The organism is Pseudolactococcus chungangensis CAU 28 = DSM 22330, assembly GCF_002441885.1.
GTDB classification, from domain to species: domain Bacteria; phylum Bacillota; class Bacilli; order Lactobacillales; family Streptococcaceae; genus Pseudolactococcus; species Pseudolactococcus chungangensis.
In genome coordinates, this window is the sequence record NZ_JXJT01000025.1 from 1 (window position 1) to 24,482 (window position 24,482).

A 24,482-nucleotide genomic window follows, 5' to 3' on the forward strand; every position below is an offset into this window, starting at 1 on the left:
CTTTATTTTTTATTCAACTAATGATTTTTGAATTGCTTGGTTAGTTTTTTGGTTAGTTTCAAACTTTAAGACGTAAAAAATATCATAAAACCCTTGAAACAAGGAATTTAAATGTATTTGTTTAGTATCTGTCCATTATACCCAAAATAGTCCCTTGTATCCTGACTATCTCACTAAAAACCAGAATGGAAGAGATGAAAATATCAAATCCATTCGGGATTCAAAAAAATCATTTTTCTAAAAAAGAGTAGGTCAATTAGACCATACTCTTTTTTTAGTTATTCAAATCATATCCTGCAAATTATTCTATTTTTTGCTGACTCGTTTGTGAACGAGCTTGCATCTCTCCACAGATTTGTTTCGCAATTTTCTTCGCTTCTTGAATTTTTTCTTGTAACTCAGATGTTACAACTTCAACTGATTGTTGAGTCTTTTCGTCTAATTGACGCTCATGACATGCTTTAGCTGCTTTCAGTGCTTGTTCCTTTTGAAACTGTTCAGCTTCGAGTTGATTTTTTACTGATTTCAACTCTTTCAATGACATCATAAGATTGATATTTTCTGTCTTACAGTAAGCCATCTCTTTTTGAAGTCCTGGCTGACTATTTCTACATTTTTCTTGAAGATCAGATTTTTCATGTACTAAGGCTGTATTGTGTTCTGTTAACTGCACATTCTTATCTTTGGCCTTGATAAGTAGCGTTTCTTGAACAATCAAATTTTCCTTAATCTGCTCCATCGCTGACTGTAATACTGTCAGCATCTTTTGACCTTCCTCAAATAAAGTGGAGGTGTCAGATGACTCACTTGTTACTTGATTCAAAACAAGCACAGCGAGTAAAACAATCATGATAATGATAAAATCAACAGCAAACACAATGTCCCCAATATGAATTTGACTAAACAGATACAGCTGAGGTTGATTGCCACTGCTCCCGGTAGGGATCTTATCTGGAAAAAAGATAAAGTGCTTTTTAAGACGATAGTAAAGCATACCAAAAAAAAGCAAACCACTTCCCAAAAAAGCAATGACGCATGTCACAGTATAGCTTAACCATTTACTCTCAATTAATGACGCAAAACCCATAGTCGTGGCTATAAAAAGCGTTGGCATTAAGATAGTCAAGACAAAGCCCTGTAAAATATGCTCAAGGTAAAACATCCCCTTAGCAGTCAAATAAATATCAATAACCTTAACTAATAAACCAATCATCAGTATCCAGTAAAATAAGCCCCTAGAGTTTAGAATATTTTTTACGTTTGTCAATTCTCTACTCCTATTTCTAGCTTTTTTTAAGTGATACAGAGCATACGGCGTCTGCTTGTTCCAGTGTTGTTGCTCTCAAATTGATGAACAAATCAGCTATCTCAGCTTGCTCTATCAACAAAGACTCATCTCTATCTATAGGGTCAACGTCACAACATGGTTGGGTTTGTTCTAATGCTGCAAGTGATTGATCAAGTGCTTGATTCTCCGCCTCTTTGACAGTAATAACCGCCTGTATCGCCTCAATCTGTGCCCTTAAACTGTCTTTTTCAATCTTTAGCTGAGCCATATTTGAGGCATTTTCGCGCTGATGCTTATCAAAGAGTTGTGTATCAGATGCCACTTCATTTGCCAATACCATATTAGCATCACTGAGTAAAGCATTACCATGCTCAAGCTGGGTTAAAGTTACCGCATTAGCCGCCAATTCATCTGTAGTTTGCACATACTGGTCTCTTAACTGCACCAAATCACTTTCAAGTTCAATGTAGTCTTCTTTTTTTTGACGACCTTGAATGGCGTCAAGTGCGTGCGTTAAACGAGTAATATCCGATAAAAGGCTTTCGCGTTCAAGCATCACTTGCGCCACACGGTCAGCATCAATGATTGATCCAATTGTCTCATTTAAATTATTCATAGCAATCAAATCTCTTGATCAATTTCTTCTCTTAAACGTTTCAAGTTATCCTGAACCTGTTTCAACTGTTCTGAATAGTCTGGATTAGGTTCAGAAATAGAGACTTCCTCTGTCACTACCTCTTGACTTGGAACACTAACAACAGGTTCAACTCTTTCTGGACTCTGAATTTCTCCCGAACCATTCCAGATCAATACGGCGTACTTGTAGAAGCCACGCACATTAGCTAACTCAGAAGAGGTAATGAAAACAAGACGGTCAAAATAGTCTTGACCAATTTCATCAAGCAACGCTGCTTTATCAATGATATTAGCCCCACCACCTGTTATGACAATGAAGTCCACATTTTCAATATCTGGGAAGTTTTCTGTGACAAGTGGCGCAACTGTAAAGCGTGTATAATCTTCAATTGATTTTTGGACTAGACTAGAGATGTTTCGCAAATCTGATGTGTTCCGACTTGGTCGGTAAATATAGTTACCAGTCGCACTACCCTCACGTAGTAATCTTTCAATGGTGAAAAGCTTGGTTGAGTTAATCTTTTCAGCAATGAGTTTAATCAGCGTCTGAACACCCTCAAATCTCTCAGCACCCATTGGTGCTGGGTTCAAGCAATTAGACGTGTTAATTAAAATCGTCCCACCACCAATGTCTAAAATCCCCATGCGACCATTGGCATAGTCATCTACTGAATTCAACGCATCATCATAGGCTAATTCAAAGGCAGTTCCCATGTATTGTGGTACGACGAGGATATGGTCTTCAGAAGGAATTTCAACAATCAACTCCTCGCCGTCAATTTCAATATAATGACGACCTATCATGAGGTCTTTCAATGTTTGAATTGTCTTACTATCTTCGTGCATGTCTGTGATAGGCACACCTAAGACCAGTTTAACAACCAAGGGTTTTGTTCGTGACTCGTTATAGTCAAGCGCCAAGCGCCCCAAGGCAAATTCTAAAATACGTTGTGCTTTTTTCTGCTCAATTCTGCCAGAACGTGCATAGGTATCAATCATCTTTTCAGATAAATGATAGGCGTCTAATTCAGTACCCCAGACAAAGCGGTTTTCTTCTTTATCAATCGAATACACCTGGTTACCCTGTAATTGCCAACCGCCCAAGACACCTTTTGTGACTGTTTCGGCTAACAAGTAAGAGGCAGGGTAAACATACTCCGCTCGGTCACTTTTCATCTTAACGCGTTTGTTTCCTAAATCAATAGCAAAAATATTCATTTTCTCTCCTTATTTGAACCTCTAGTATCTCTAAAATAGCCGAAAATGGTCGCTTTAGATAGCTAATTGAGTCTATTAATCGTCCCTAATAGGGAGTCAATCGTTTGTGTTGCGGCATTGATTTGAGTTGAATAGTGGTCAATACGACCTTTGAGACGGTTCAGTTCTGCTTTGGACTGCGCTTGTTTTTCTTCTATTTCTACTTGTGCATCTTGAATCAACTGTTGAGCAGTCGCTTTGGCAGTTTCAATGATTTGATCTGCCTCATCTTCTGTCTGACGCATCATTTCTTCGCACGCCTCAAGCTTTTGGATGACCTGAGTTTCTTGCTTATTTTTTTCTTGCGCTAATAACTCACGTTCTGTTTCCAATAAAGCAGTTTTATAATCGAAATGTTCTTGTAACTCTATCAAAACTTCTGACACTTGCGATTTGATTTCCAGCTTTTCCTTGGTTAATGCTTTGACTTCCGTTGCTTTTGAGCTTAAAGCATCTTCTAATTCCTGAGTTAATTTTGTGAACCGATCTTTTTCAGCTTGTAAAGCTATCTCAGCGGTCTGTAATTTTGCGTTCTTTTCGACCATTTCTTGTTCGAGTTTAATCCGCTGTTCACCAAGTGTTTTTTCAAATTCTGCACTTTTTTTATCCAGCAAGGCTTTGCTTTCTTTTAGCTGTCCGTGTCTCAAATTATCACATTCTAGTTTGAGATTTTCATTTTCTTGTTCAGATGCCGCTAACTTTTGTTTTAAAGCCATTAATTGATGACCTAATTTCTTCATTTGTTCCGTGGTAACTTGTGTCTCATTTTCGGAAGTTTGAACGACCGATTTTTTTTGAAAAAATCCTTTTTTTCCCAACATATTTCCTCTCAATTCTATGTTTTCAAACATAATAAAAGCAAGAGTTGACTTGCTTTTAAAGACTTTCCGAAAAATTGATTTCTACTTCAATAATTTTTTTTAAAAAGTTTTAAAGAGTTGTATTTATAATCAAGTCTGCCAACACGATAGATTAAACGTTACGCTTTATCACCAACCATAATCTCTCTATAAGTACTCGGTGTCATACCTATTATTTTTTTAAAAACTCGATTAAAGTAGCTTGTCTCACTAAATCCAAGTTTTTCGGATACTTCATTAATCTTCATGCCTCGACTTAACATATCTTTAGCCAACTCCATTTTAAAGGGTCTATAAAACTCTAAAAATGACACGCCAGAGATTGCTTTGAACTGTCTTGTGAAGTTTCTACTGGTCATGCAAGATTCTGTTGATAAATCTGTCAAGGTATAATTTTTTTCTGTGTGATATAACATTCTTTCGACAGAACTATGAAGTTCTGTATCTTTGAATTTATCCAAAGTCTCCCTGTAGTATTCAGGGATATTTTGTATACCAACTGTCTGCATATAGGGTGACAAATCTTCATTTGAAACAATAATGACATCCGATTCACTATTTTCTTTAGTAATCAATAACAAACGATGTCTATCATTATTTAAGAAAACTAATTTATGTAGATCATTATTTGAATAGACATTATAGCCTTTGGATTCCAGATATTCTACTGTGCAATTTTTAATTTTCTCATCAAAGTTATCACGCAATACTTTTTTATTAAAATGTACGACTGAAAATTCTAAATCATGTATCTCAAGGTTTTTGATAATATCCCCTACTTTCAAAACCCAACCTCCTTGAATATGTACGAGCTTTATACAGCTCAACTCTTTCTTTTGGAAGTTCTACCTATTATATATCTGTCTAACATAGATAGTGTTAGGGCATGATAAAACAGGTAAACTTCTTATAATAATCTTAATTTATACCCAAAGTTTTCCTATTTTTATATAGTATATCAGAAAATACTAACGATACATAGGGAATTTTAGGACAAATCATTTGCATTTTTAGGACTTTTTTTGTCATTTATTAGTGCCTAACTTTTGATGATAAATGAAATTTTGTTACTCCTATCACAAAACAAGCCTTTCAGTAAGAAATAACGTAGAAACGCAACCTTAATAAAACATCAGATATATTAAGAGAGGCAACTTTCTATCATGATGACTGAAGTGCTACATTTTTTGTAAAAAATACTAGGTACATCATTTTTGAATACCTAATAAAGACATCATTCCCAGTTCTTAAAAATGAATATCATGGTGAGTTGTTTATCAAACACCTCCTTACATCTGCAATAAAGATGACAATAATAGCAGAGAAAAAACGACATGCCACTGATATCACTCAAAATAATAGGTAACTTGAGGAACTGGCTGATTAAACCTTTTCATACTATTACACGCAGTATCCTATATGTCACCGTCATTTTATCACGACTTATTACATTAAACAAATTATTTGCTTATAAAAATTTCGTTTTTATTATTAAAGCGTTAGTTTTTTAAATTATGATGGTATTTGACACAATCAAGAGCCTCGGTCATTTTTACATAAAAAAACCTCCCCTTAAATAAGGAAAGAGTTCTTTTTATATTGCTATTTAGGCTAACAATGGACTAGATTGGGAATTTTCTCATACTTAAACTGAAATTTTAGTTTTCGGCTTAGATATGAACATGAGGACTAAAATTAAGCAAAGTAACCCTAGCATGATCCCGCCTACTCGTTGAAACTCACCCGTTGTCGGTAATAACCCCGACGGTGCCGGCTGACTTTGTTGTTGAACAGTGTAATGCGGTTGGCCACCACTCGTCTTGGGCAACCCTGGTGCTTTAGGTGCTTGTTTATCCGTCATCCCTAATTGACCTGAGATGGGTATTTCACTAGTTATGAAATTTTCTTCATCATTATTCATGAAATCACCTCCCTGATGATTTAGATATCGATTTATTGGAATTTAACTGCTTCGAATTTCAAGCTCAATGTGTAAGCTAGATTCAAATCAGTTGTTGCTGTTGCTTGACCAGCGAATGTGAAAGTCCCTTTGTTTTTAGTTACTGCAGTTGGATTAGGTTGTGGTGAGTCAGTAGCTGCTTGTTGGTCTACACTGTTTGCCAAAATAAGCAAGTCACCTGGTGCTGCTGAGAGCGCACCACCTTTTACAAGACTAGTAGATTGTGTCACGACTTTGTCACCTGTCACATCAAGTGTCAAATCAAAGTTAGATGGCAATGCTGCTGAATTGTTAGCACTTGGTGTGAATTTATCAAGACTAATTTTAACTGGGCGCCCTGAGTTATTAACGAGGTTGTAAGTTGGTGATTTGATGATAGGATCAGTCGTTTTATTGTAGAAGATAGCTTCTGTTGGTAATGTAACATTAATCCAATCTTTGTCGCCTTCAGGAATTTTAGCGTCTGGTTTTGTATTGTCAGCACCAAGTGTCCCAGCAACCGCGATATCTGCATCTGTGTTTGCAACGATATTTTGGTCAGCTGAAACAGCTTGAGCACCAGCAAATACTGCAGTTGAAACGAGTAAAGTAGATAGTAATTTTTTCATGATTTTCTCCATTATGTCTATGATATAATTATAAGTCATTCACTAACATGACTAGACGTTAGTTGACGTTAATACTAACCCCAGCAGCAACTTCGCCTTTTTTAGTTCTCGTTTTTGAATCGTAAAGACTAAAACGCGCTGTTGCTCGGTAGGTTCCCTTAGCTAATGATTTCTCTAACGCTACATCCCTCACCTCCTCTCCTGGTTCTATTGCGCCAGACGTATAAATGACATCACCAGATTTATCATCGGTAATGACGACATTAATTGGATAAGCATTTGTCTTGGGATTCTTAATACTTAATTTGCCTTGATTAGTCTGACTGTCAATCTCAGCTTTTGAACCGATAATCATATTAAATTGACTAGCATCGACTTTTTTTTGAGCCGCGTCAGCAATTTCCTTGTCAGACATTTTCTTGGCATCTTTTCCCTCGGGCAGAAAATCACCACTAATGACAGATACCTTTTCTTCTGGTTTATTCAAAAAGAAATGATAAACGCCGTAGCCACACCCTATTAATAAAAGACAAAGCAATGGGATCAGAACCCTTTTAAATTTGTTTTTGTCATGATTCTCGTGTGTCATCTTTAACTCCTAAATTAATTACTCAATTGATGTGACACGTCCATACTCATTTAAGCCTGATAGCGTTAGGAGTGAAGAAACAGGACCACCGTAAAATAGAACCACAGTACGTTTTTTTCCGAGGGGGGGATTGTTTTGTAAGTTCCTGACCACAACATATTACTGTGGTCCTGTCTCTTCACTCCTAACGCAAACTCATCGCATCATTAGTTTAAAAGGTTTTGCCTTAAAATTGAATACTTTCAAATTTCAAACTTAAAGTATACTCTAGCTTTCGAACATCTAGTGTCGTCGCTGAACCACCAAAGGTGAAATTTGCGATATTATTAACTGCTGCCCCTCTTACGACTGGCGTGTCAGCCTTATCATACTGATCAAGACAATTTGCCAAAGTCATGAGCTCATTAGACGCAGTTTGAACTAAACCTTTTTCGATTAATTTGGCACTTGATGTCGTCACTTTTTTCCCTGTCACATTGAGATTTAGAGCAAAATCAGCAGGCATTGCAGGGTTATTCCCAGCAGGTGTAAAACCATCAACGCTTACTTTAAGAGGAGCACCTGAGTTATTCTTAATCGTATAAACTGGCGCTTTTATCACCACATCAGTTGTTTTATTATAAAAAATTGTATTGGTCGGTATCGTCACATTAATCGTATCATCGAGCTCATATAAAACAGTACTTGTTAACGTATGAACTGCATTGGCACTTGCAAAATCAATTGACGTATTTTCTGCCACCGTTGACACATGATCTTGCACACTTGGCACTAATGGCGATACAAATGTAATCAGACCACTCGCATCGACTGTTGCATCTGGATGATCGGAGGTGTATTTAGGCGCTTCTGGACTGTCGTTGACAGCACCATTAACAGCGTAATCACTAAATTGATTTGTAATTTTACTTCCTGACACTTGATCGACAAAGTAATCGTGCGTAATGGTTGCCATTGTCTTATAACCTAGAGGTGGAGGAACCAGATTATGCTTGACACTGTAAACGACTTCATGTGTGATAGATTTTGTCTCCGTCTGACCTTTCGAATCTCGAACTAACTCGACCAGATAATCTTGATCAACACCTGGAACGTTGTCAAATTTTTCAACACTATCCGTGAAATTATTAGATTTAACGACATAGCCTTGACTGACATAGTTCGCAATATCAGTAGCTGTATCATAAGACATCAGTGCATCTGATACCCCTGTGATATTATCTGTCTTAAGGACTGTCCCCGTCGTCACATCTTTATAGACAATAGACGCCTTTTGCGGATCAGCCAGATAAGTCACCGTATGTTTCTGTGGCACACTATCCGTTGTCGCTTTTAAGTTATGTGTTTTATCTGTCGGTTCACTCGGAATACCCAGATTTGCTTGGGCATCCGTTACCGGCGTGCCATCAATGACGGCACGATAACCTGGAATCGCATACTGACCAGCAATCGGTGTGAAATCTGTATCAGTTGTTGACATTTGTGACTCTGTTAAAATAGTGCCATCTGGCATTTTAATCGTTAAGATACGTTCTTGAACTGATGGTAATGTATAGAGCTTAGCCTCTTGTGGCACACTATCTGTTGTCAAAGCCCCATTTGATGTGTCATCAACTTTAGCAGTCCAGCTCACTTTTGCGCCATCTGCACTCGTTGATACATTTGAAACATCAGGACCGACAACCGCATCTTTATCAACAATGTAATAACCTGATTGTGCATCCGTTGTCTTATTGATTATTTCATTCGTTTTAGCGTGCCACTCATCCTTACCAATATTTCGACCCGTCAACTGATTGACATGATTAACTGTCCATTGCTGCGTGTCACGTTGGTACACAACAGCGCCAATTGAAGAAGTTGACTCTCCTACATAAGTTGTCGGATTTAAACTTGGTAAGTAGGTGTAACCTGAAGGCATAGCTGGTTTATCAAAGTAATAGGGTGCATCATCATCTTCATTACCAATCCCTAACCTCCCCCCTCTCGGCATTAGAATTTTTGAATCTAACGCTAACTTATTTCCGGCATCATCTATGAAACGCACGGTTCTATTGGTTGTTAGATACGTTCCCGTCATGGAAGTTACGATAGAACGACTCGTATATTTAACATCATTTTTATTACCATTCCCAACGATACCTAGATAAACTGGTTTGTCTTTAGGAATAGAGTAGTCAACTGTTGCTGATTTAGTCTTTTTATCATAAGCACCAACACCGCCATCAGTAGTTGACGAATTATGTTTATAGGTGACAGATACAATACCACTAGAGGCTGTATAGCTGATCGTAACATCTACTACAACATTCTCCCAACCACCATACAACCCAACAAAATCATCATCCATATATTCAGATGCGCCAAAAGCTGACCCACCCTTAGTTATTCGACTATAAGCCGTACCACTTGATAAGATTGCTACCCAGCCACCATCATTATGGAAACCTGAAAACAACATATAATGCCCTTTATAAGCACTACTCTCATCTTTTAATGAACCAGAGGACCCTGGCCAGTTACTAGTACCAGTCCCTAATTTGTTAATAATATCAGAAGAAGGTATATCTGAGATATAAAATCCAGCTGCAGGAATTCGACCATCTCTCACTGTCACACTTCCTGAAATGGAAAAATTTTTAGACGGGTCTAGTGGTTGGTTAAAGTTTGCGATAGCATTGGCAGCAGGTGCTGAGGGAATCACAAAGGTATTCCCCTCCCAGTAAGGTCTAATCCCACCTGTACTCGAAATCGTCGCATTATTAGAAAAATCACGTGCGACTGTCGCAGGTACTGTAAAATCGCTCACACTCGCATAAAAGTCGGTCGGCAGAACATTACCACGCAACAAAACCGTCGCTGATGTTGACATGGCTGAGGCAATGCCCGTAGAAGAACCATCTTGAATATAAGATAGAACTCTAGGTGTGATACCAGTTGTCTCTAAAACAGCCCCTCCTATCATTGCCACCAAAGCGGCACCTGCGTATAACCATTTTTCCCCTGACTTCCATGTTCGGTAGTTAATTTTCTTTGTATCGGATTGATAATCTTTCAAGATTGATAACCCCTTTCTATCCTCACATCGTTAAAATTTAAATAATAACTGTACTGCTTACAAATCATTATTTTAATTTAAGACTAAGATAATTTGAATATAACATATCAGTGCTCAAAGACAATACCTATATTCTCCAAAATGACTTGTATACAACTATTGTGAAATAGTCATTATTTACTCATATGCTTAGACTCATCACATCTATTCTAAGCAATCTCATTCACTGCCTTAACACCATTTAAACAAACTTACGTTATTATTGAAAGGGAATTTTGGGACAAACAGGGTGGAATTTTAGGACAATGTGTGTTTTTTTAACAAAATTCTCCAAAAAATCAACCATTCTTATTCTTTTTGACACATCGTTCAATTACATCTTTTTTCTCTTTTGCAGAACATCAACCTACCAAGTATTGCTACTGTAGTTGTTAAGATAACACCCGTTAACACAATATAAAAAAGCAGACTAGGATAATCAATTTGATTGTCCTAATCTGCTTTTCTATTTCGTTGGCTGAGGACTTTTTGTCCTAGCCTTTGCTTAATTATTCAGTTACTTCTGCAACAACTTCTTGTGTTTCAGCAACTTTTGCTAATGGTTCAAGGTTGCGGTAACGTGCCATACCAGTACCAGCTGGGATGATCTTACCGATGATAACATTTTCCTTGAGACCAAGCAATGGATCTTTCTTGCCACGAATCGCAGCATCAGTCAAGACACGCGTTGTTTCTTGGAAGGATGCAGCAGACAAGAATGAATTAGTTTCAAGCGATGCTTTCGTGATACCCATGAGGACAGGACGAGATGTCGCAGGCACACCACCATCAAAAAGAATTTGTTGGTTAGCTTGCTCGAAATCAGCGATATCCATGAGCGTACCAGGTAAGAGATCTGTATCGCCAGCATCCATGACGCGGACTTTACGGAGCATTTGACGCACCATGACTTCAACGTGCTTGTCGCCGATTTCAACCCCTTGGCTTCTATAGACTTTTTGCACTTCTGCAAGTAAGTAAGTTTCAACTGAGAGTGTATCACGAACTTGTAGCAAATGTTTCGGTTGGATAGAACCTTCTGTCAACGGTGTCCCACGGTGAATGAAATCACCAACTTCAACGTGCATACGTGCTGTAAATGGCACTTCGTATGTCCGTGTATCAGTTTCACCTTTGACCGTTACTTCTTTCTTACGAGTTGCTGCTTCTTCTGTGATTTCAACGACTTCACCCGTTACTTCAGTGATGACCGCTTCCCCTTTAGGGTTACGAGCTTCAAAGATTTCTTGGATACGAGGGAGACCTTGTGTGATATCTTCAGATGATGCTACACCACCCGTGTGGAAGGTACGCATGGTTAACTGTGTACCAGGCTCACCGATTGATTGGGCAGCGATGGTTCCGACTGCTTCACCAACTTCAACTGCATCACCAGTTGCCAAGTTGACACCATAACAATGTTTACATACACCATGACGTGTTTTGCATGTAAAGACTGAACGGATTGTTACTTCTTTGATACCAGCTGCAACGATTTGCGCTGCAATGGCTTCTGTAATCAACTCATCTTCACCAATGAGTTGTTCACCTGTTTCAGGATGAACAACTGTTTTACGTGTGTAACGACCATTGAGACGCTCAGCCAATGGCTCAACCATTTCTTTACCAGTCGCAATATCGCTAATCACAAGACCACGGTCAGAACCACAATCGTCTTCACGAATAATCACATCTTGGGCAACGTCAACGAGACGACGTGTCAAGTAACCTGAATCGGCTGTTTTAAGGGCCGTATCGGTCATCCCTTTACGGGCACCATGGGTAGAGAAGAACATTTCCAAAACGGACAGACCTTCCCGGAAGTTTGAGATGATTGGGAGCTCCATGATTTTACCATTCGGCGCTGCCATCAACCCACGCATACCCGCGAGCTGTGAGAAGTTGGAAATATTACCACGGGCACCTGAGTCCATCATCATCACGATTGGATTCGACATGTCTTGGGCTTCAATCAGGCGACGTTCAAGTTCTTCTTTAGCACCACGCCAAACGTCTGTTACCATTGTATAACGTTCGTCATCAGTCATCGCACCACGACGGAATTTCTTCGTGATTTGCGCTACTTTATCATGCGCTTCCTCAATGATGAGATGTTTATCTGCAACAACCGGAATATCAGCAATACCAACTGTCAAACCTGCCTTAGTAGAATGGTGGTAACCAAGGTCTTTCAGACGGTCAAGCATTTCTGATGTCAAAGTCGTACGGAAACGTTTGAAGACTTCCGCAATGATATTCCCCAAATGTTTTTTCTTGAATGGTGGTACCAAATCAAGGTTTTGGATGAATTCAGTGACATTTTCACCAGGCGCCATGAAGAAACGATCGTCAGTTTGTGATGTTAAGTTTTCTTGCGTTGGTTCGTTAAGATAAGGGAACTCCTCTGGCATAATCGCATTGAAAAGGATTTTACCAACAGTCGTCGCCATAATCTTATCTTTTTGGTTTTCAGTCCAAGGTTTGTTGAGTGATTTCGTTGCAATCCCAACACGTGTGTGCAAGTGAACGAAACCATTACGCCAAGCCACTTCTGCCTCATCAGCATCAGCAAAGACCATGCCTTCACCCTCACGACCAGATTCTTCCATGGTAATGTAGTAGTTACCCAAGACCATATCCTGTGACGGTGTCACGACTGGTTTACCATCTTTCGGGTTCAGAATGTGCTCAGCAGCTAACATGAGAATACGCGCTTCTGCTTGGGCTTCTTCTGACAATGGCAAGTGAATCGCCATTTGGTCACCATCGAAATCGGCATTGTAGGCCTCACACACGAGTGGGTGAAGACGAATGGCACGACCATCGATAAGGACTGGTTCAAAGGCTTGGATACCCAGACGGTGAAGTGTCGGTGCGCGGTTAAGTAGCACTGGGTGTTCTTTAATCACATCTTCAAGCACATCCCAGACATCTGGATCTTGACGTTCAACTTTACGTTTTGCAGCACGAATATTTGGCGCCATATCACGTTTGACAACTTCACTCATGACAAATGGTTTGAAGAGCTCAATCGCCATTTCACGTGGTACACCACATTGGTACATTTTAAGTGTTGGTCCTACGACGATAACGGAACGACCAGAGTAGTCAACACGTTTACCGAGCAAGTTTTGACGGAAACGTCCTTGTTTCCCTTTGAGCATGTGGCTCAGGGATTTAAGCGGACGGTTACCTGGACCCGTAATTGGACGACCACGGCGACCATTATCTACAAGCGCATCTACGGCTTCTTGGAGCATCCGTTTTTCATTTTGGACGATGATATTTGGTGCATTCAATTCCATCAAACGTTTCAAACGATTATTCCGGTTAATCACACGACGGTACAAATCGTTCAAATCAGAGGTTGCAAAACGCCCACCGTCGAGTTGAACCATCGGACGTAAATCAGGTGGAATGACTGGTAAAACATTGAGTACCATCCACTCTAATTTATTGTTTGATTTGTTGAAGGCATCCAAGACATCCAAACGACGGATAGCTTTGACACGTTTTTGACCTGTTGCAGTTTGCAACTCTTCTTTAAGTGCTGAGATTTCAACATCCAAATTCACATTTTTAAGTAAATCTTGAATGGCTTCAGCACCCATCTTAGCAACAAATGAGCCAAAACCATTTTTGAGCATTTGTTCGCGATATTCGCGCTCAGTCAATAATTGTTTTTTCTCAAGTGCTGTTTCTTTAGGATCAATCACCACATAACTTGCAAAATAGATGATTTCTTCAAGTGAGCGAGGACTCATGTCCAAGGCTAATCCCATGCGTGATGGAATGCCTTTGAAGTACCAAATGTGTGATGTTGGTGCTGCTAGTTCGATATGACCCATGCGCTCACGGCGAACTTTCGCACGTGTGACTTGGACGCCACAAATTTCACAGACCTGGTTTTTATAGAAAACACCTTTTAGCTTACCACAGCTACATTCCCAGTCTTTTGATGGACCGAAAATACGTTCATCAAAGAGCCCTTCGCGTTCTGGTTTTTGTGTACGATAGTTAATTGTTTCAGGTTTTTTGACTTCACCAAAAGACCAAAAACGGATTTTTTGAGGAGACGCAATCCCAATTTGCATACTCTCAAATTTATTTACATCGACCATTTTTTCTCCTGTAAATTGAGGTTATCTTTATTTAATTGCGACGAATCGCAGTAATCTAGTTAAAGATAGTCTCAGCAAGATATTAGTCATCATTTAATTAAACAATAACTAAAATCTTTTGTTTTCGATTTTCTCTTCTGACACCGAGTTGAAAAGTGTTTGCACGAATGTTATTGACCAGCTTCTTCAATTGCTACTTCTTCAGCTTCAACAGCTGCAGCAACTTCTGCTTCTTTGGCTTCTAGCATTTCAACTGTTACTTCTACTTTGTCATTGTTATGTGGATCATTATCTTCATCCAATTCACGAAGTTCTAGGACATTATCATCGACGTCCAAGACTTTCATATCTAAACCGAGTGATTGTAATTCTTTTACTAAAACGCGGAATGATTCAGGTAGACCTGGTGCAGGAATTTTTTCACCTTTGACAATCGCTTCATAGGCTTTAGTACGACCAACGACATCATCAGATTTATAAGTCAAAATTTCTTGTAGAATATTAGCAGCACCATAGGCTTCCAGTGCCCAAACTTCCATCTCCCCAAAACGTTGGCCACCAAACTGTGCTTTACCACCGAGTGGTTGTTGGGTAACGAGTGAGTAAGGTCCGACTGAACGGGCATGGAGTTTATCATCGACCATGTGGTGAAGTTTGATCATGTACATGACACCAACTGATACGCGATTATCGAAGGCTTCACCTGTCCGACCATCATAGAGAACAGTCTTAGCATCATCTGCCATACCTGCTTCTTTAACGGTGTTCCAGATATCTTCATCACGCGCCCCATCAAAGACAGGTGTTGCAATGTGAATACCAAGTGTGCGAGCAGCCATCCCAAGGTGGAGCTCCATCACTTGTCCGATATTCATCCGTGATGGTACACCGAGTGGGTTCAACATGATATCAACTGGTGTGCCATCTGGCAAGTAAGGCATATCCTCTACTGGCAAGATGCGGGATACAACCCCTTTATTACCATGACGACCGGCCATTTTATCCCCAACATGAATTTTACGTTTTTGAACGATGAAGACACGAACAAGTGTATTCACACCTGTTTGTAATTCATCACCATTTTCACGACGGAAAATCTTCACATCATGGACGATACCATCGGCACCATGTGGTACACGAAGTGAGGTATCACGAACTTCACGCGCTTTTTCACCAAAGATAGCACGGAGTAAACGTTCTTCTGGTGTTGGATCTGTTTCACCTTTAGGTGTCACTTTACCAACAAGAATATCGCCTTCCTTAACTTCAGCACCAATACGGATGATACCGAACTCATCCAAATGACGCATGGCTTCTTCACCAACGTTTGGAATTTCGCGTGTAATTTCTTCTGGTCCAAGCTTTGTATCACGTGTTTCAGATTCGTATTCTTCGATAGCAATTGAAGTATAAACGTCATCTTTAACGAGACGTTCACTCATGATAACGGCATCCTCGAAGTTATACCCTTCCCAAGTCATATAGGCAACGAGTGGGTTTTGACCGAGGGCCATTTCACCACCTTCCATAGAAGGTCCATTACCGATGATTTCATCTCTATCAACTTTATCGCCAATTTGAACAAGTGGGCGTTGATTGTAAGATGTTCCTGAGTTTGAACGACGGTATTTTGTGACCGTATATTTGTCTAATTCACCAGTTGTCCGACGGATGCGAATTTCACCACCGTCGACAAATTCAACTGTTCCCTCATGTTTAGCTAGAATGGCAGCACCTGAATCATGTGCTGCTTGATGTTCCATACCTGTTCCGACAAATGGGGCATGCGGATCAATCAATGGCACTGCTTGACGTTGCATGTTGGCACCCATGAGGGCACGGTTGGAGTCATCGTTTTCTAAGAAAGGAATACAAGCTGTTGCGACAGCGACTACCTGTTTAGGTGAAACATCCATGAAGTCAACTTTGTCAGCCTCAACTTCAATATTGTTACCTCGTGTCCGAGCCATAACTGTCTCACCAGAGAATTTATTATCTTCTGTTAATGGTGAGTTGGCTTGGGCAACAATGTAATTATCTTCTTCATCAGCAGTCAAATAATGAATTTCATTTGTCACAGAACCATTCGCACGGTCAATACGACGGTAAGGTGACATAATAAAACCATATTCATTGATTTTACCAAATGATGATAAGTTATTGATCAACCCGATATTTGGTCCCTCAGGTGTTTCAATCGGACACATCCGGCCATAGTGCGTATAATGTACGTCGCGGACTTCATAGCCAGCACGGTCACGTGTCAAACCACCAGGTCCGAGGGCTGACAAACGACGTTTGTGAGATAACTCAGACAAGGGATTATGTTGGTCCATGAACTGTGACAACTGTGAGCTACCGAAAAACTCTTTGATAGCTGCCGTTACAGGACGGATGTTGATCAAAGATTGTGGTGTCATGTTTTCATCATCAGCTGAACTCATCCGTTCACGAATGACACGTTCCATACGGCTCAAGCCAATCCGAACTTGGTTTTGGAGCAATTCTCCAACTGAACGAATACGACGGTTACCCAAATGGTCAATATCATCCACACGACCAATACCTTCGTTAAGCGCTAACCAATAGTTAACATTTGCGATAATATCAGCAGGTGTTAAGTGACGGACTTCTGGTGCGATTTGACCATTTGAAATCACGTTGATGACTTTTTCTGGATCTTTTGGTGAGTAAACTTTAACAACTTGAATATCAATTGGCTCTGTGATGACAGCATCATCTGACGGATAAAGTGTCACAGTGTTCAAACCATTATCAAGTTCAGTCTCGATGCGATCCAACACGTCACGTGTCAATTCTGTGTCTTTGTCAACTAGGATTTCGCCAGTTTCACCGCTCACTAATGGCTCTGCAAGTGTGAGTCCCAAAAGACGGTTTTTAAGCGCTAATTTTTTATTGACTTTATAACGACCAACTGGTGCAAAGTCGTAACGACGTGGATCGAAGAAACGAGCTGTTAGTAAGCTACGTGAGCTGTCAGCTGTTTTAGGTTCACCAGGACGCAAACGGTCATAGATGTCTTTGAGCGCTTCTTCTGTCCGAGTGTCACCGGCATATTTATGAATGTCTTTTTCGATTGTTGCACGAGTCAGTTCACTATCGCCAAGAATTTCGAAAATAGTGTCATCTGAACCGAAACCGAGGGCACGCATGATTGTCGTAAATGGTAATTTACGCGTGCGGTCGATGCGGACGTAACCGATACCTTTGGCATCAGTGTCTAACTCAAACCAAGCGCCTCGGTTAGGGATAGTTGTATGACCATATGATTCCAGACCATTTTTGTCAACTTTTGGATGGAAATAAGTACCAGGTGAGCGAACCAACTGAGAAACGATGATACGTTCAGCACCATTGATGATGAAAGTCCCCATTTCTGTCATGAGTGGGAAATCGCCGAAGAACACTTCTTGTGTTTTCAACTCGCCAGATTCTTTGTCAACCAAACGGAAAGTCACAAATAATGGTGCTGAGTAGTTGGCGTCATGTGCACGCGCTTCCTCAATTGTATATTTAGGTTCTTTCATTTCATAACCGACAAATTCCAAGTCTTTTGTACCTGCAAAGTTATCGATTGGTAACATTTCTTTGAATACATCAGCCAACGACTGGTCTAAGAAACGTTGATAAGAGTCGGTTTGAATTTCGATCAAATTCGGCAAATCAAGTACTTCTTTGATTCGCGAAAAGCTGCGTCTAGTACGGTGTTTACCGTATGCTACGTCATGTCCTGCCAAGATCTTCTCCTCTAAAAAGATGTTGAGTTAGCTGCCTTGAAAGCTTGGAAATTTCTGAAATGAATGTAGACACATTAGCATATGCCTATATTAATTCGATCATTTTCTGAACCCAAGGTGCCTAAACTCACTTCTAATACTTCCGGTTGTTTCTATTAAGATATAAAGAGACAACCTTTAAAGTGGATGGTGTGCAATGTGGTCAATTTACCGTGATAAGATGACCTCTTTTAGTTTGTCACTAAACTTTTCTGAAAAAGTTGAGAATTTTCAGAAAGATTTTTTTTGCGTTACATTTTACAGTTTTCACTGCTCAAGACGTCAAAAAAAGCAACGAAAATAAAACTTCTCGCTGCTCACAAAGCACTAGGGACAATATTTCCTAGCATTCTGCCGACAAACTCTTTAGTGTATTATAGCATGTTTTAAGATAATTTTCAAGAGATAATGCCTTATCTTAGCTATGTTCCTTCTCTCATTTCATGCGTATCAAAAACAGGACTTGCCTGAAAATTGTAGACTTTTTTAAATCTTTAGGTTCTTTTAAGTTAAAACGTTTATACTTGGCCTTGTTATTACAGAAACACTCTCGGAGTGTCAAATTGAAAGGTAAGATGAATGAATTTTTTCAAAAGAGCGTGGCTGTATTTAACAGCTAAAAAAGGCAAGACGGCGATTCTAATACTCGTCTTTACAGCAATTATGGTCTTTGTTTTGACTGGCTTAACGATTCGCCAGGCTGCTAATCAAGCAACGGAGAATGCTAAAAAAGAGGTTGGTGCCTCTGTCACCTTGACCACTGACCGTGAAAAACTCATGAAAAAAGCAATGACAACTGCAAGTAGTGATGGCTCACCTGTACGGATAAAAGAAACTCCCGTCCCACTTAGCCAAGCAGAAGCTGTTTCAAAAATGTCTGATGTGAAAAATTTTTCATTTTCTACTTCAGCCAGTGCTGCTGCAAGTACAGGTATCACACCAGTCACTGGAAGTGATGACACTTCAAGTACAGACACCTCCAACCAAAAAGAAATACCAGGCAGAATTGCTAATGTTGGCGGTGAAACATCCAAAAGCACCATTGCTATGAACCCAGATTTTCGCCTGACAGGTGTCAATGATCTTTTAAGTTTACCAACATTTCAAGACGGTACCGCTAAGATAACTTCTGGTCGTGCTATTACTGAAAAAGATCAGGGGACGAACAACGTTGTCGTTGAGAGTCAACTAGCGACAGCTAATAACTTAAAAGTCGGTAGTACTTTTAAACTGAAAGACGAGGATGGAGAAGAACATGACTTAAAAGTTGTTGGCATCTATAAAACGACACAGGTTGCGGATAGTATGGCGCAAAGAATGAGAACTATGAATCCTGCCAACACAATCTACACGTATTATACTCTTGCCAATAGTTTTAAAGAAGGTGCAACAGATACCAGCGAACAAACCGTTGATAGCGCCATTTACTACTTAAAAGATCCTGCACAAATGGCAACATTTGTCACTACTGCCAGCAAAAAACTGGATACTGATACCATGACCTTATCTACCAATGATCAAGCTTATCAACAAATGCTGACACCATTGAACAATGTCGCAAGTTTTGCTACAAATGTCGTTCTACTTGTAGCTGCTGCTGGTGTGATTATTCTCAGCCTGATTGTTATTTTGAGCATTCGCGAACGCAAGTTTGAGATTGGTGTCCTAATGAGTCTGGGTGAAAACAAAGCGAAAATCATTGGTCAATTCTTTGTCGAACTATTTGTGATTATGGTTGTCAGCGTAGGTCTTGCCAGTGTTACGGGAAATTTCATAGGTAATGCTGTCGGCAATCAGCTTTTAAGTCAACAAAATACAACGCAGCAAGAACAGGCCAAAAGCACGACTGAAACACAACGAGGCCACGGTAGGTTAGGCAATATCGGCGGACCTTTTGTAGCCAATCAAGAGACTGCCAAACAAATTGACCATATGAATGTCAAAATGACTTCAAAAACCATTGGATTACTTAGCGCCTTAGCTTTAGGGATTGTTTTTATTGCTATCTTTGTCGCTTCTATCGGCATTTTACGACTGACACCTAAGACGATTTTGACGAACAATTAACAACACCCAAACCATTGGAGGAAATGCAGATGTTAGAAACAAAAAATTTAGGATTTTGGTATCAAAATCCCGCAGATACTTTATTTAAAGATGTGAATTTAAAATTTGAAGCAGGCAAGATGTACGCAATTCTGGGCAAAAGCGGGAGTGGCAAAACGACCTTTCTATCGCTGATCTCGGGTCTTGATTCAGCCAAAGAAGGTGAAATCCTCTATAACGATACAAGCCTAGCCAAAATCGGCTTAACCAAGTTTAGAAAGCACAATCTTGCCATTGTCTTTCAGGCTTATAATCTCTTTACCTACATGAGTGCCTATCAAAATGTCGACAGCGCCCTTGAAATTAGCGGTGTAAAAAAGGATAACCAACGCGAATTTATCACAGAAAGTCTCAAATCAGTGGGCATTACAGAAGATTTACAGCATAAAAAAGTCTCCCAGCTATCCGGCGGTCAGCAACAACGGGTAGCGATCGTCCGAGCAATGGTGACAGGCGCTGATATTATCGTCGCAGATGAACCTACAGGTAATCTGGACGAAGAAACAGGTCGTGAGATTATCAATTTATTTGAAAAAATTGCTCACGAACAAAAGAAAATCGTGATTTTAGTGACGCATGATCTAGATATTGCCAAGCGCAGCGATGTGACTTATGAATTGAGAGATAAAGTCTTTCACAAGCGAGTTAAGGAAGTGACTCAAGCATAATTAAAAAATATCAGGCTAGTGATTACCGGCCTGATATTTTTATAGTGATGCCAAGGATGTCAGAATTTTCTTAACAGCATCCTCTGTCCCTAATGGCAAAGCATGATAGGCATTCATTTCTAGTTTTTTAGATTCAATGAACCGTAACCGTTCTGCCATACTAGCTTTTAAGGATGCTACGTAACCCTCATGTTCAAAGTCGGGATTGAGATGCTTGATTGGCAGATAAGACAACCCCTCAAGCGGACCAAAAGGCACAAAATTACCAATACCATCAATAATCGCCTCAATCGCACCTAGCGTATGATGCGGCTTAACCTTAGCACCATTAAAATACCCAGTGTTGAGAATATAGCAGTCAATCGCTCTATCCTCAAACAACTTTTTAAAGGCCGTGAAATCTTCACCCAGTGCATATGAGCGAAACGGATTAGCAAACGGTTCAATGACAATTTCATTAATATCAATATCCCCAACGATATTTTCAGCCGTTGAGCGTTTGGTCGCAAGTGTTAAACCAAAAATAGATGCCAAATTAGGGTCGCTGACCTTGACAACTGGTGGCAAACTCTCATCTTGCATAATCCAGTAAACAGCATTGATTTTCTCTTTAATATGGTCCACACGATTCGGCGTGACCAGTTTAGACTTGACTGTTCGACCGTTACCATTTCGAATATCTTCTGTCACAATGACTTTATTGCCGACATCATCTAGCGTGACACCAACATTTTGACAGGTCAAGAAATATTTGACCATTTCACTCATCATCGGATAGTCCTGCGTTTTATCGAAGTAAGCAGGCTCCAAAGCTGTCGTCGAACCATCTTGATGATTAATAATAAAGGCATCATCATGTAAGACGGTCACTTGATATTTACTGTCATTCTTAGCCAGCGTAATCGTCGACTTCCCTGACCCCGACAAGCCAAATGCCGCCATGGTATATTTTTTACCATCACTCAGAGTGTATTGTTTCATCCCACCATGGCAGGCGATATAATTGTTGTCATGCGCCGTCGCCCAAGCCAGCGTCAAGGTTGCCTTCTTATACTCGCCAAAATACCGTAGCCCTAAAATGACAGCAACATTATGCTTAGAGTCAAAGAGTGCTAAACCATTAGGATAGTCTGGATGTTGCCAGTCTGGGTCGCCAAAGATATATAAATCGCCAGTCTGATAGGTCTTAGACTCAGCATACATTTTTTGATATTCTATCGTTTCCCGCTGGAAATTAAGTAAGTAATTTAAGATGGTGTTGGCATACGCAGCAGGCAACAAGAGATGGCTTTTGAGCATAAACTCAGGATTCAGTCCGACATAAACTTCGGTGGTATAAACTTTTCTTTGACTAATCCCAAACACTGCTTCACGAACAAGGCGTGCAAAATACGCCGTATCTACACCAGGTTGACCGATAATTTTCCTAGCCGCCGATGTTCGACCGACAACTTCCCCATCGTTGAAAACAAGGATTTTACTGTCCTTCGGAAAGCCATGAATCTCTGGCTCATGGATTGGCAAATCGGTAATAATGGTTCCTGACGTCTCTTTTGCTAAGGCATAGGCCTCAGCAACCGTCTCTATTTTCTCAACATTATTCGCATAAAAGGCCGTTTCGACCGTTGCTCTAATCGCAGAAAATAAAGGATTCTTTTTTTGAATGTCTTTGATTTTGTATTTTCCGATTGATGTCATCTGATATCCTCCTGATATCTTTCCTGAGTCATACGTTCATGATTTTATTATACGCCTTTTTACAAAATTTTCAAAAAATTTATTGAACTTTAGTTTAAACTCATAAAAAATCGTGTTTCCCTAACAAAACAGGCAAGTTATCTTGGAAGTTTAGATGGCATGTATCACTTCCCTCAATTTTGCCACACCCTTTACCGTATTTTGCAAAAAAAGCCATATAAACATAATGTTTATATGGCTTTTTCGGTCTTAACCTACAGACCCTTCCATTTCATAACTAATCAAACGATTCAATTCAACCGCATATTCCATCGGTAATTCTTTCGTGAATGGTTCAACAAAGCCCATGACGATCATTTCTGTCGCTTCGGATTCTGTCAAGCCACGGCTCATGAGGTAGTAGAGCTGTTCTTCAGAAATTTTAGACACTTTCGCTTCGTGCTCAAGCGCGACTTGCGAATTGTGAATCTCATTAAACGGAATCGTATCAGATTTCGAGAGATCATCCATGATGATGGTATCACATTCGATATGGCTGACTGATTTTTTACTTGCTGGATTGAAGGTCACTTGACCACGGTAGTTGACCTCACCACCACCTTTAGCAATGGACTTAGACACAATCGAGCTTGATGTATTTGGGGCATTGTGGATCATTTTAGCCCCAGTATCTTGGATTTGTGAACGATTGGCAAAGGCGATAGATAACATGGTACCGCGTGCGCCAGGACCGTCCAAATAAACGGCTGGATATTTCATCGTAATCGCAGCACCCAAGTTACCGTCAATCCATTCAACAGTCGCATTGCTCAAAGCACGCGCACGTTTGGTTACCAAGTTATAAACGTTATCAGACCAGTTTTGGATAGTTGAATAACGCACGTAAGCACCGTCAAGTGCAAAGATTTCGACAACTGCCGCATGAAGGGAGTTACTGTTATAAGTCGGCGCCGTACAGCCCTCGACATAATGTACACTCGCGCCCTCATCCACGACAATCAGTGTCCGTTCAAACTGACCTGTATTTTCGTTATTAATTCGGAAATAAGTCTGCAAAGGAATATCAACTTTGATGCCTTTTGGGACGTAGATGAAAGTGCCACCTGACCAAACAGCTGAGTTAAGAGCTGCCAATTTATTATCAGTTGGCGGCACAAGTTTTGCAAAGTATTTCTTGAAAATTTCAGGATATTCTTTCAAGGCTGAGTCCGTATCGGTAAAGACGATCCCGAGTTTTGTGAACTCATCTTTCATATTATGGTAAACAACTTCTGACTCATACTGAGCTGAGGCCCCTGCCAAATAAGCACGTTCCGCTTCTGGAATCCCGATACGTTCAAAGGTTTCTTTGATTTTTTCAGGAACGTCATCCCATGAACGAGCAGGTTTGTCAGATGCTTTTTGATAATAAATGATATCATCAAAGTTAACGCCTGATAAATCTGGTCCCCATTTAGGGAGTGGCAACTTGTGATATGCTTCTAGTGATTTCAAACGAAAATCAAGCATCCACTCTGGTTCTTCTTTTTCAGCTGAAATTTCACGAACGACTTCTTCAGTCAAGCCACGGCCTGTTGAGTAAATCGGTGTTACGTCATCGTGAAAACCAAATTGATAGTCACCTAAGTCGACTTCTTCAATGTTGGGTTTGATAATATCTTCTGCCATATTTTTTGGTGCCTTTCATTTTTTAATAATACTTGTTTAACTAGATAAAGCGTACACAACTTTTGACCTTTTTTTGTCAATTAGTCAACGGCTAAGCCGTAATCCAGCGACTAAGATTTTTTTCAAAAA

General features: G+C 40.0%; 15 protein-coding genes. 2 read left to right on the plus strand and 13 right to left on the minus strand.

All coding sequences use genetic code 11. The features are described from left to right. Nucleotides 1–301: 301 nt before the first annotated feature. The 11 genes from RR45_RS09295 to rpoB form a co-directional block, all read right to left on the minus strand. Complete coding sequence (locus RR45_RS09295) at nucleotides 302–1,267, minus strand: hypothetical protein (RefSeq protein WP_143188741.1); 966 nt, start codon at nucleotides 1,265–1,267, stop codon at nucleotides 302–304. A gap of 16 nt (nucleotides 1,268–1,283) precedes the next feature. After that, a complete protein-coding gene (locus tag RR45_RS09300) occupies nucleotides 1,284–1,904 on the minus strand; it encodes a hypothetical protein (RefSeq protein WP_072353598.1) in 621 nt (206 codons plus the stop codon). Between the two features lie 5 nt (nucleotides 1,905–1,909). Continuing rightward, nucleotides 1,910–3,142 (minus strand): ParM/StbA family protein, encoded by a 1,233-nt coding sequence (locus RR45_RS09305; RefSeq protein ID WP_031366007.1) that lies wholly within the window; start codon nucleotides 3,140–3,142, stop codon nucleotides 1,910–1,912. Between the two features lie 62 nt (nucleotides 3,143–3,204). Beyond that, complete coding sequence (locus RR45_RS09310; protein ID WP_031366008.1) at nucleotides 3,205–4,002, minus strand: coiled-coil domain-containing protein; 798 nt, start codon at nucleotides 4,000–4,002, stop codon at nucleotides 3,205–3,207. Between the two features lie 158 nt (nucleotides 4,003–4,160). Further along, a complete protein-coding gene (locus RR45_RS09315) occupies nucleotides 4,161–4,826 on the minus strand; it encodes a helix-turn-helix transcriptional regulator (protein WP_031366009.1) in 666 nt (221 codons plus the stop codon). Nucleotides 4,827–5,686: 860 nt separating this feature from the next. Next, the gene (locus RR45_RS09320; RefSeq protein ID WP_031366010.1) at nucleotides 5,687–5,962 is read right to left on the minus strand and encodes a hypothetical protein; all 276 of its coding nucleotides are present in this window, start codon (nucleotides 5,960–5,962) and stop codon (nucleotides 5,687–5,689) included. Between the two features lie 32 nt (nucleotides 5,963–5,994). Beyond that, on the minus strand, nucleotides 5,995–6,609 hold the full coding sequence (locus RR45_RS09325) for a hypothetical protein (protein ID WP_031366011.1): 615 nt from the start codon (nucleotides 6,607–6,609) through the stop codon (nucleotides 5,995–5,997). A gap of 58 nt (nucleotides 6,610–6,667) precedes the next feature. After that, on the minus strand, nucleotides 6,668–7,198 hold the full coding sequence (locus tag RR45_RS09330) for a hypothetical protein (RefSeq protein ID WP_031366012.1): 531 nt from the start codon (nucleotides 7,196–7,198) through the stop codon (nucleotides 6,668–6,670). Nucleotides 7,199–7,424: 226 nt separating this feature from the next. Beyond that, nucleotides 7,425–10,256: a mucin-binding protein gene (locus tag RR45_RS09335; protein ID WP_072353597.1), complete on the minus strand. Its 2,832-nt coding sequence runs from the start codon at nucleotides 10,254–10,256 to the stop codon at nucleotides 7,425–7,427. Nucleotides 10,257–10,804: 548 nt separating this feature from the next. Beyond that, nucleotides 10,805–14,416 (minus strand): DNA-directed RNA polymerase subunit beta', encoded by a 3,612-nt coding sequence (gene rpoC, locus RR45_RS09340; protein ID WP_031366014.1) that lies wholly within the window; start codon nucleotides 14,414–14,416, stop codon nucleotides 10,805–10,807. Between the two features lie 170 nt (nucleotides 14,417–14,586). Further along, nucleotides 14,587–18,174, minus strand: coding sequence for a DNA-directed RNA polymerase subunit beta (gene rpoB, locus RR45_RS09345; protein ID WP_031366015.1), 3,588 nt, complete (start codon nucleotides 18,172–18,174; stop codon nucleotides 14,587–14,589). A 618-nt stretch (nucleotides 18,175–18,792) separates the two neighbouring features. On the opposite strand from rpoB, the gene RR45_RS09350 reads away from it, so the two are divergent. Both RR45_RS09350 and RR45_RS09355 read left to right on the plus strand, forming a co-directional pair. After that, a complete protein-coding gene (locus RR45_RS09350) occupies nucleotides 18,793–20,280 on the plus strand; it encodes an ABC transporter permease (RefSeq protein WP_031366016.1) in 1,488 nt (495 codons plus the stop codon). 29 nt (nucleotides 20,281–20,309) lie between these two features. Next, nucleotides 20,310–20,987 carry an ABC transporter ATP-binding protein gene (locus RR45_RS09355; RefSeq protein WP_031366017.1) on the plus strand — a complete coding sequence of 226 codons (678 nt, stop codon included), beginning with the start codon at nucleotides 20,310–20,312 and terminating at the stop codon, nucleotides 20,985–20,987. Between the two features lie 39 nt (nucleotides 20,988–21,026). Here RR45_RS09355 and RR45_RS09360 read toward each other — a convergent pair whose 3' ends face one another. Together RR45_RS09360 and sufB are read right to left on the minus strand one after the other, a co-directional pair. After that, nucleotides 21,027–22,685, minus strand: coding sequence for a phosphoenolpyruvate carboxykinase (ATP) (locus RR45_RS09360; protein ID WP_031366018.1), 1,659 nt, complete (start codon nucleotides 22,683–22,685; stop codon nucleotides 21,027–21,029). Between the two features lie 249 nt (nucleotides 22,686–22,934). Further along, a complete protein-coding gene (sufB, locus tag RR45_RS09365; RefSeq protein WP_031366019.1) occupies nucleotides 22,935–24,353 on the minus strand; it encodes a Fe-S cluster assembly protein SufB in 1,419 nt (472 codons plus the stop codon). Nucleotides 24,354–24,482: the final 129 nt, after the last annotated feature.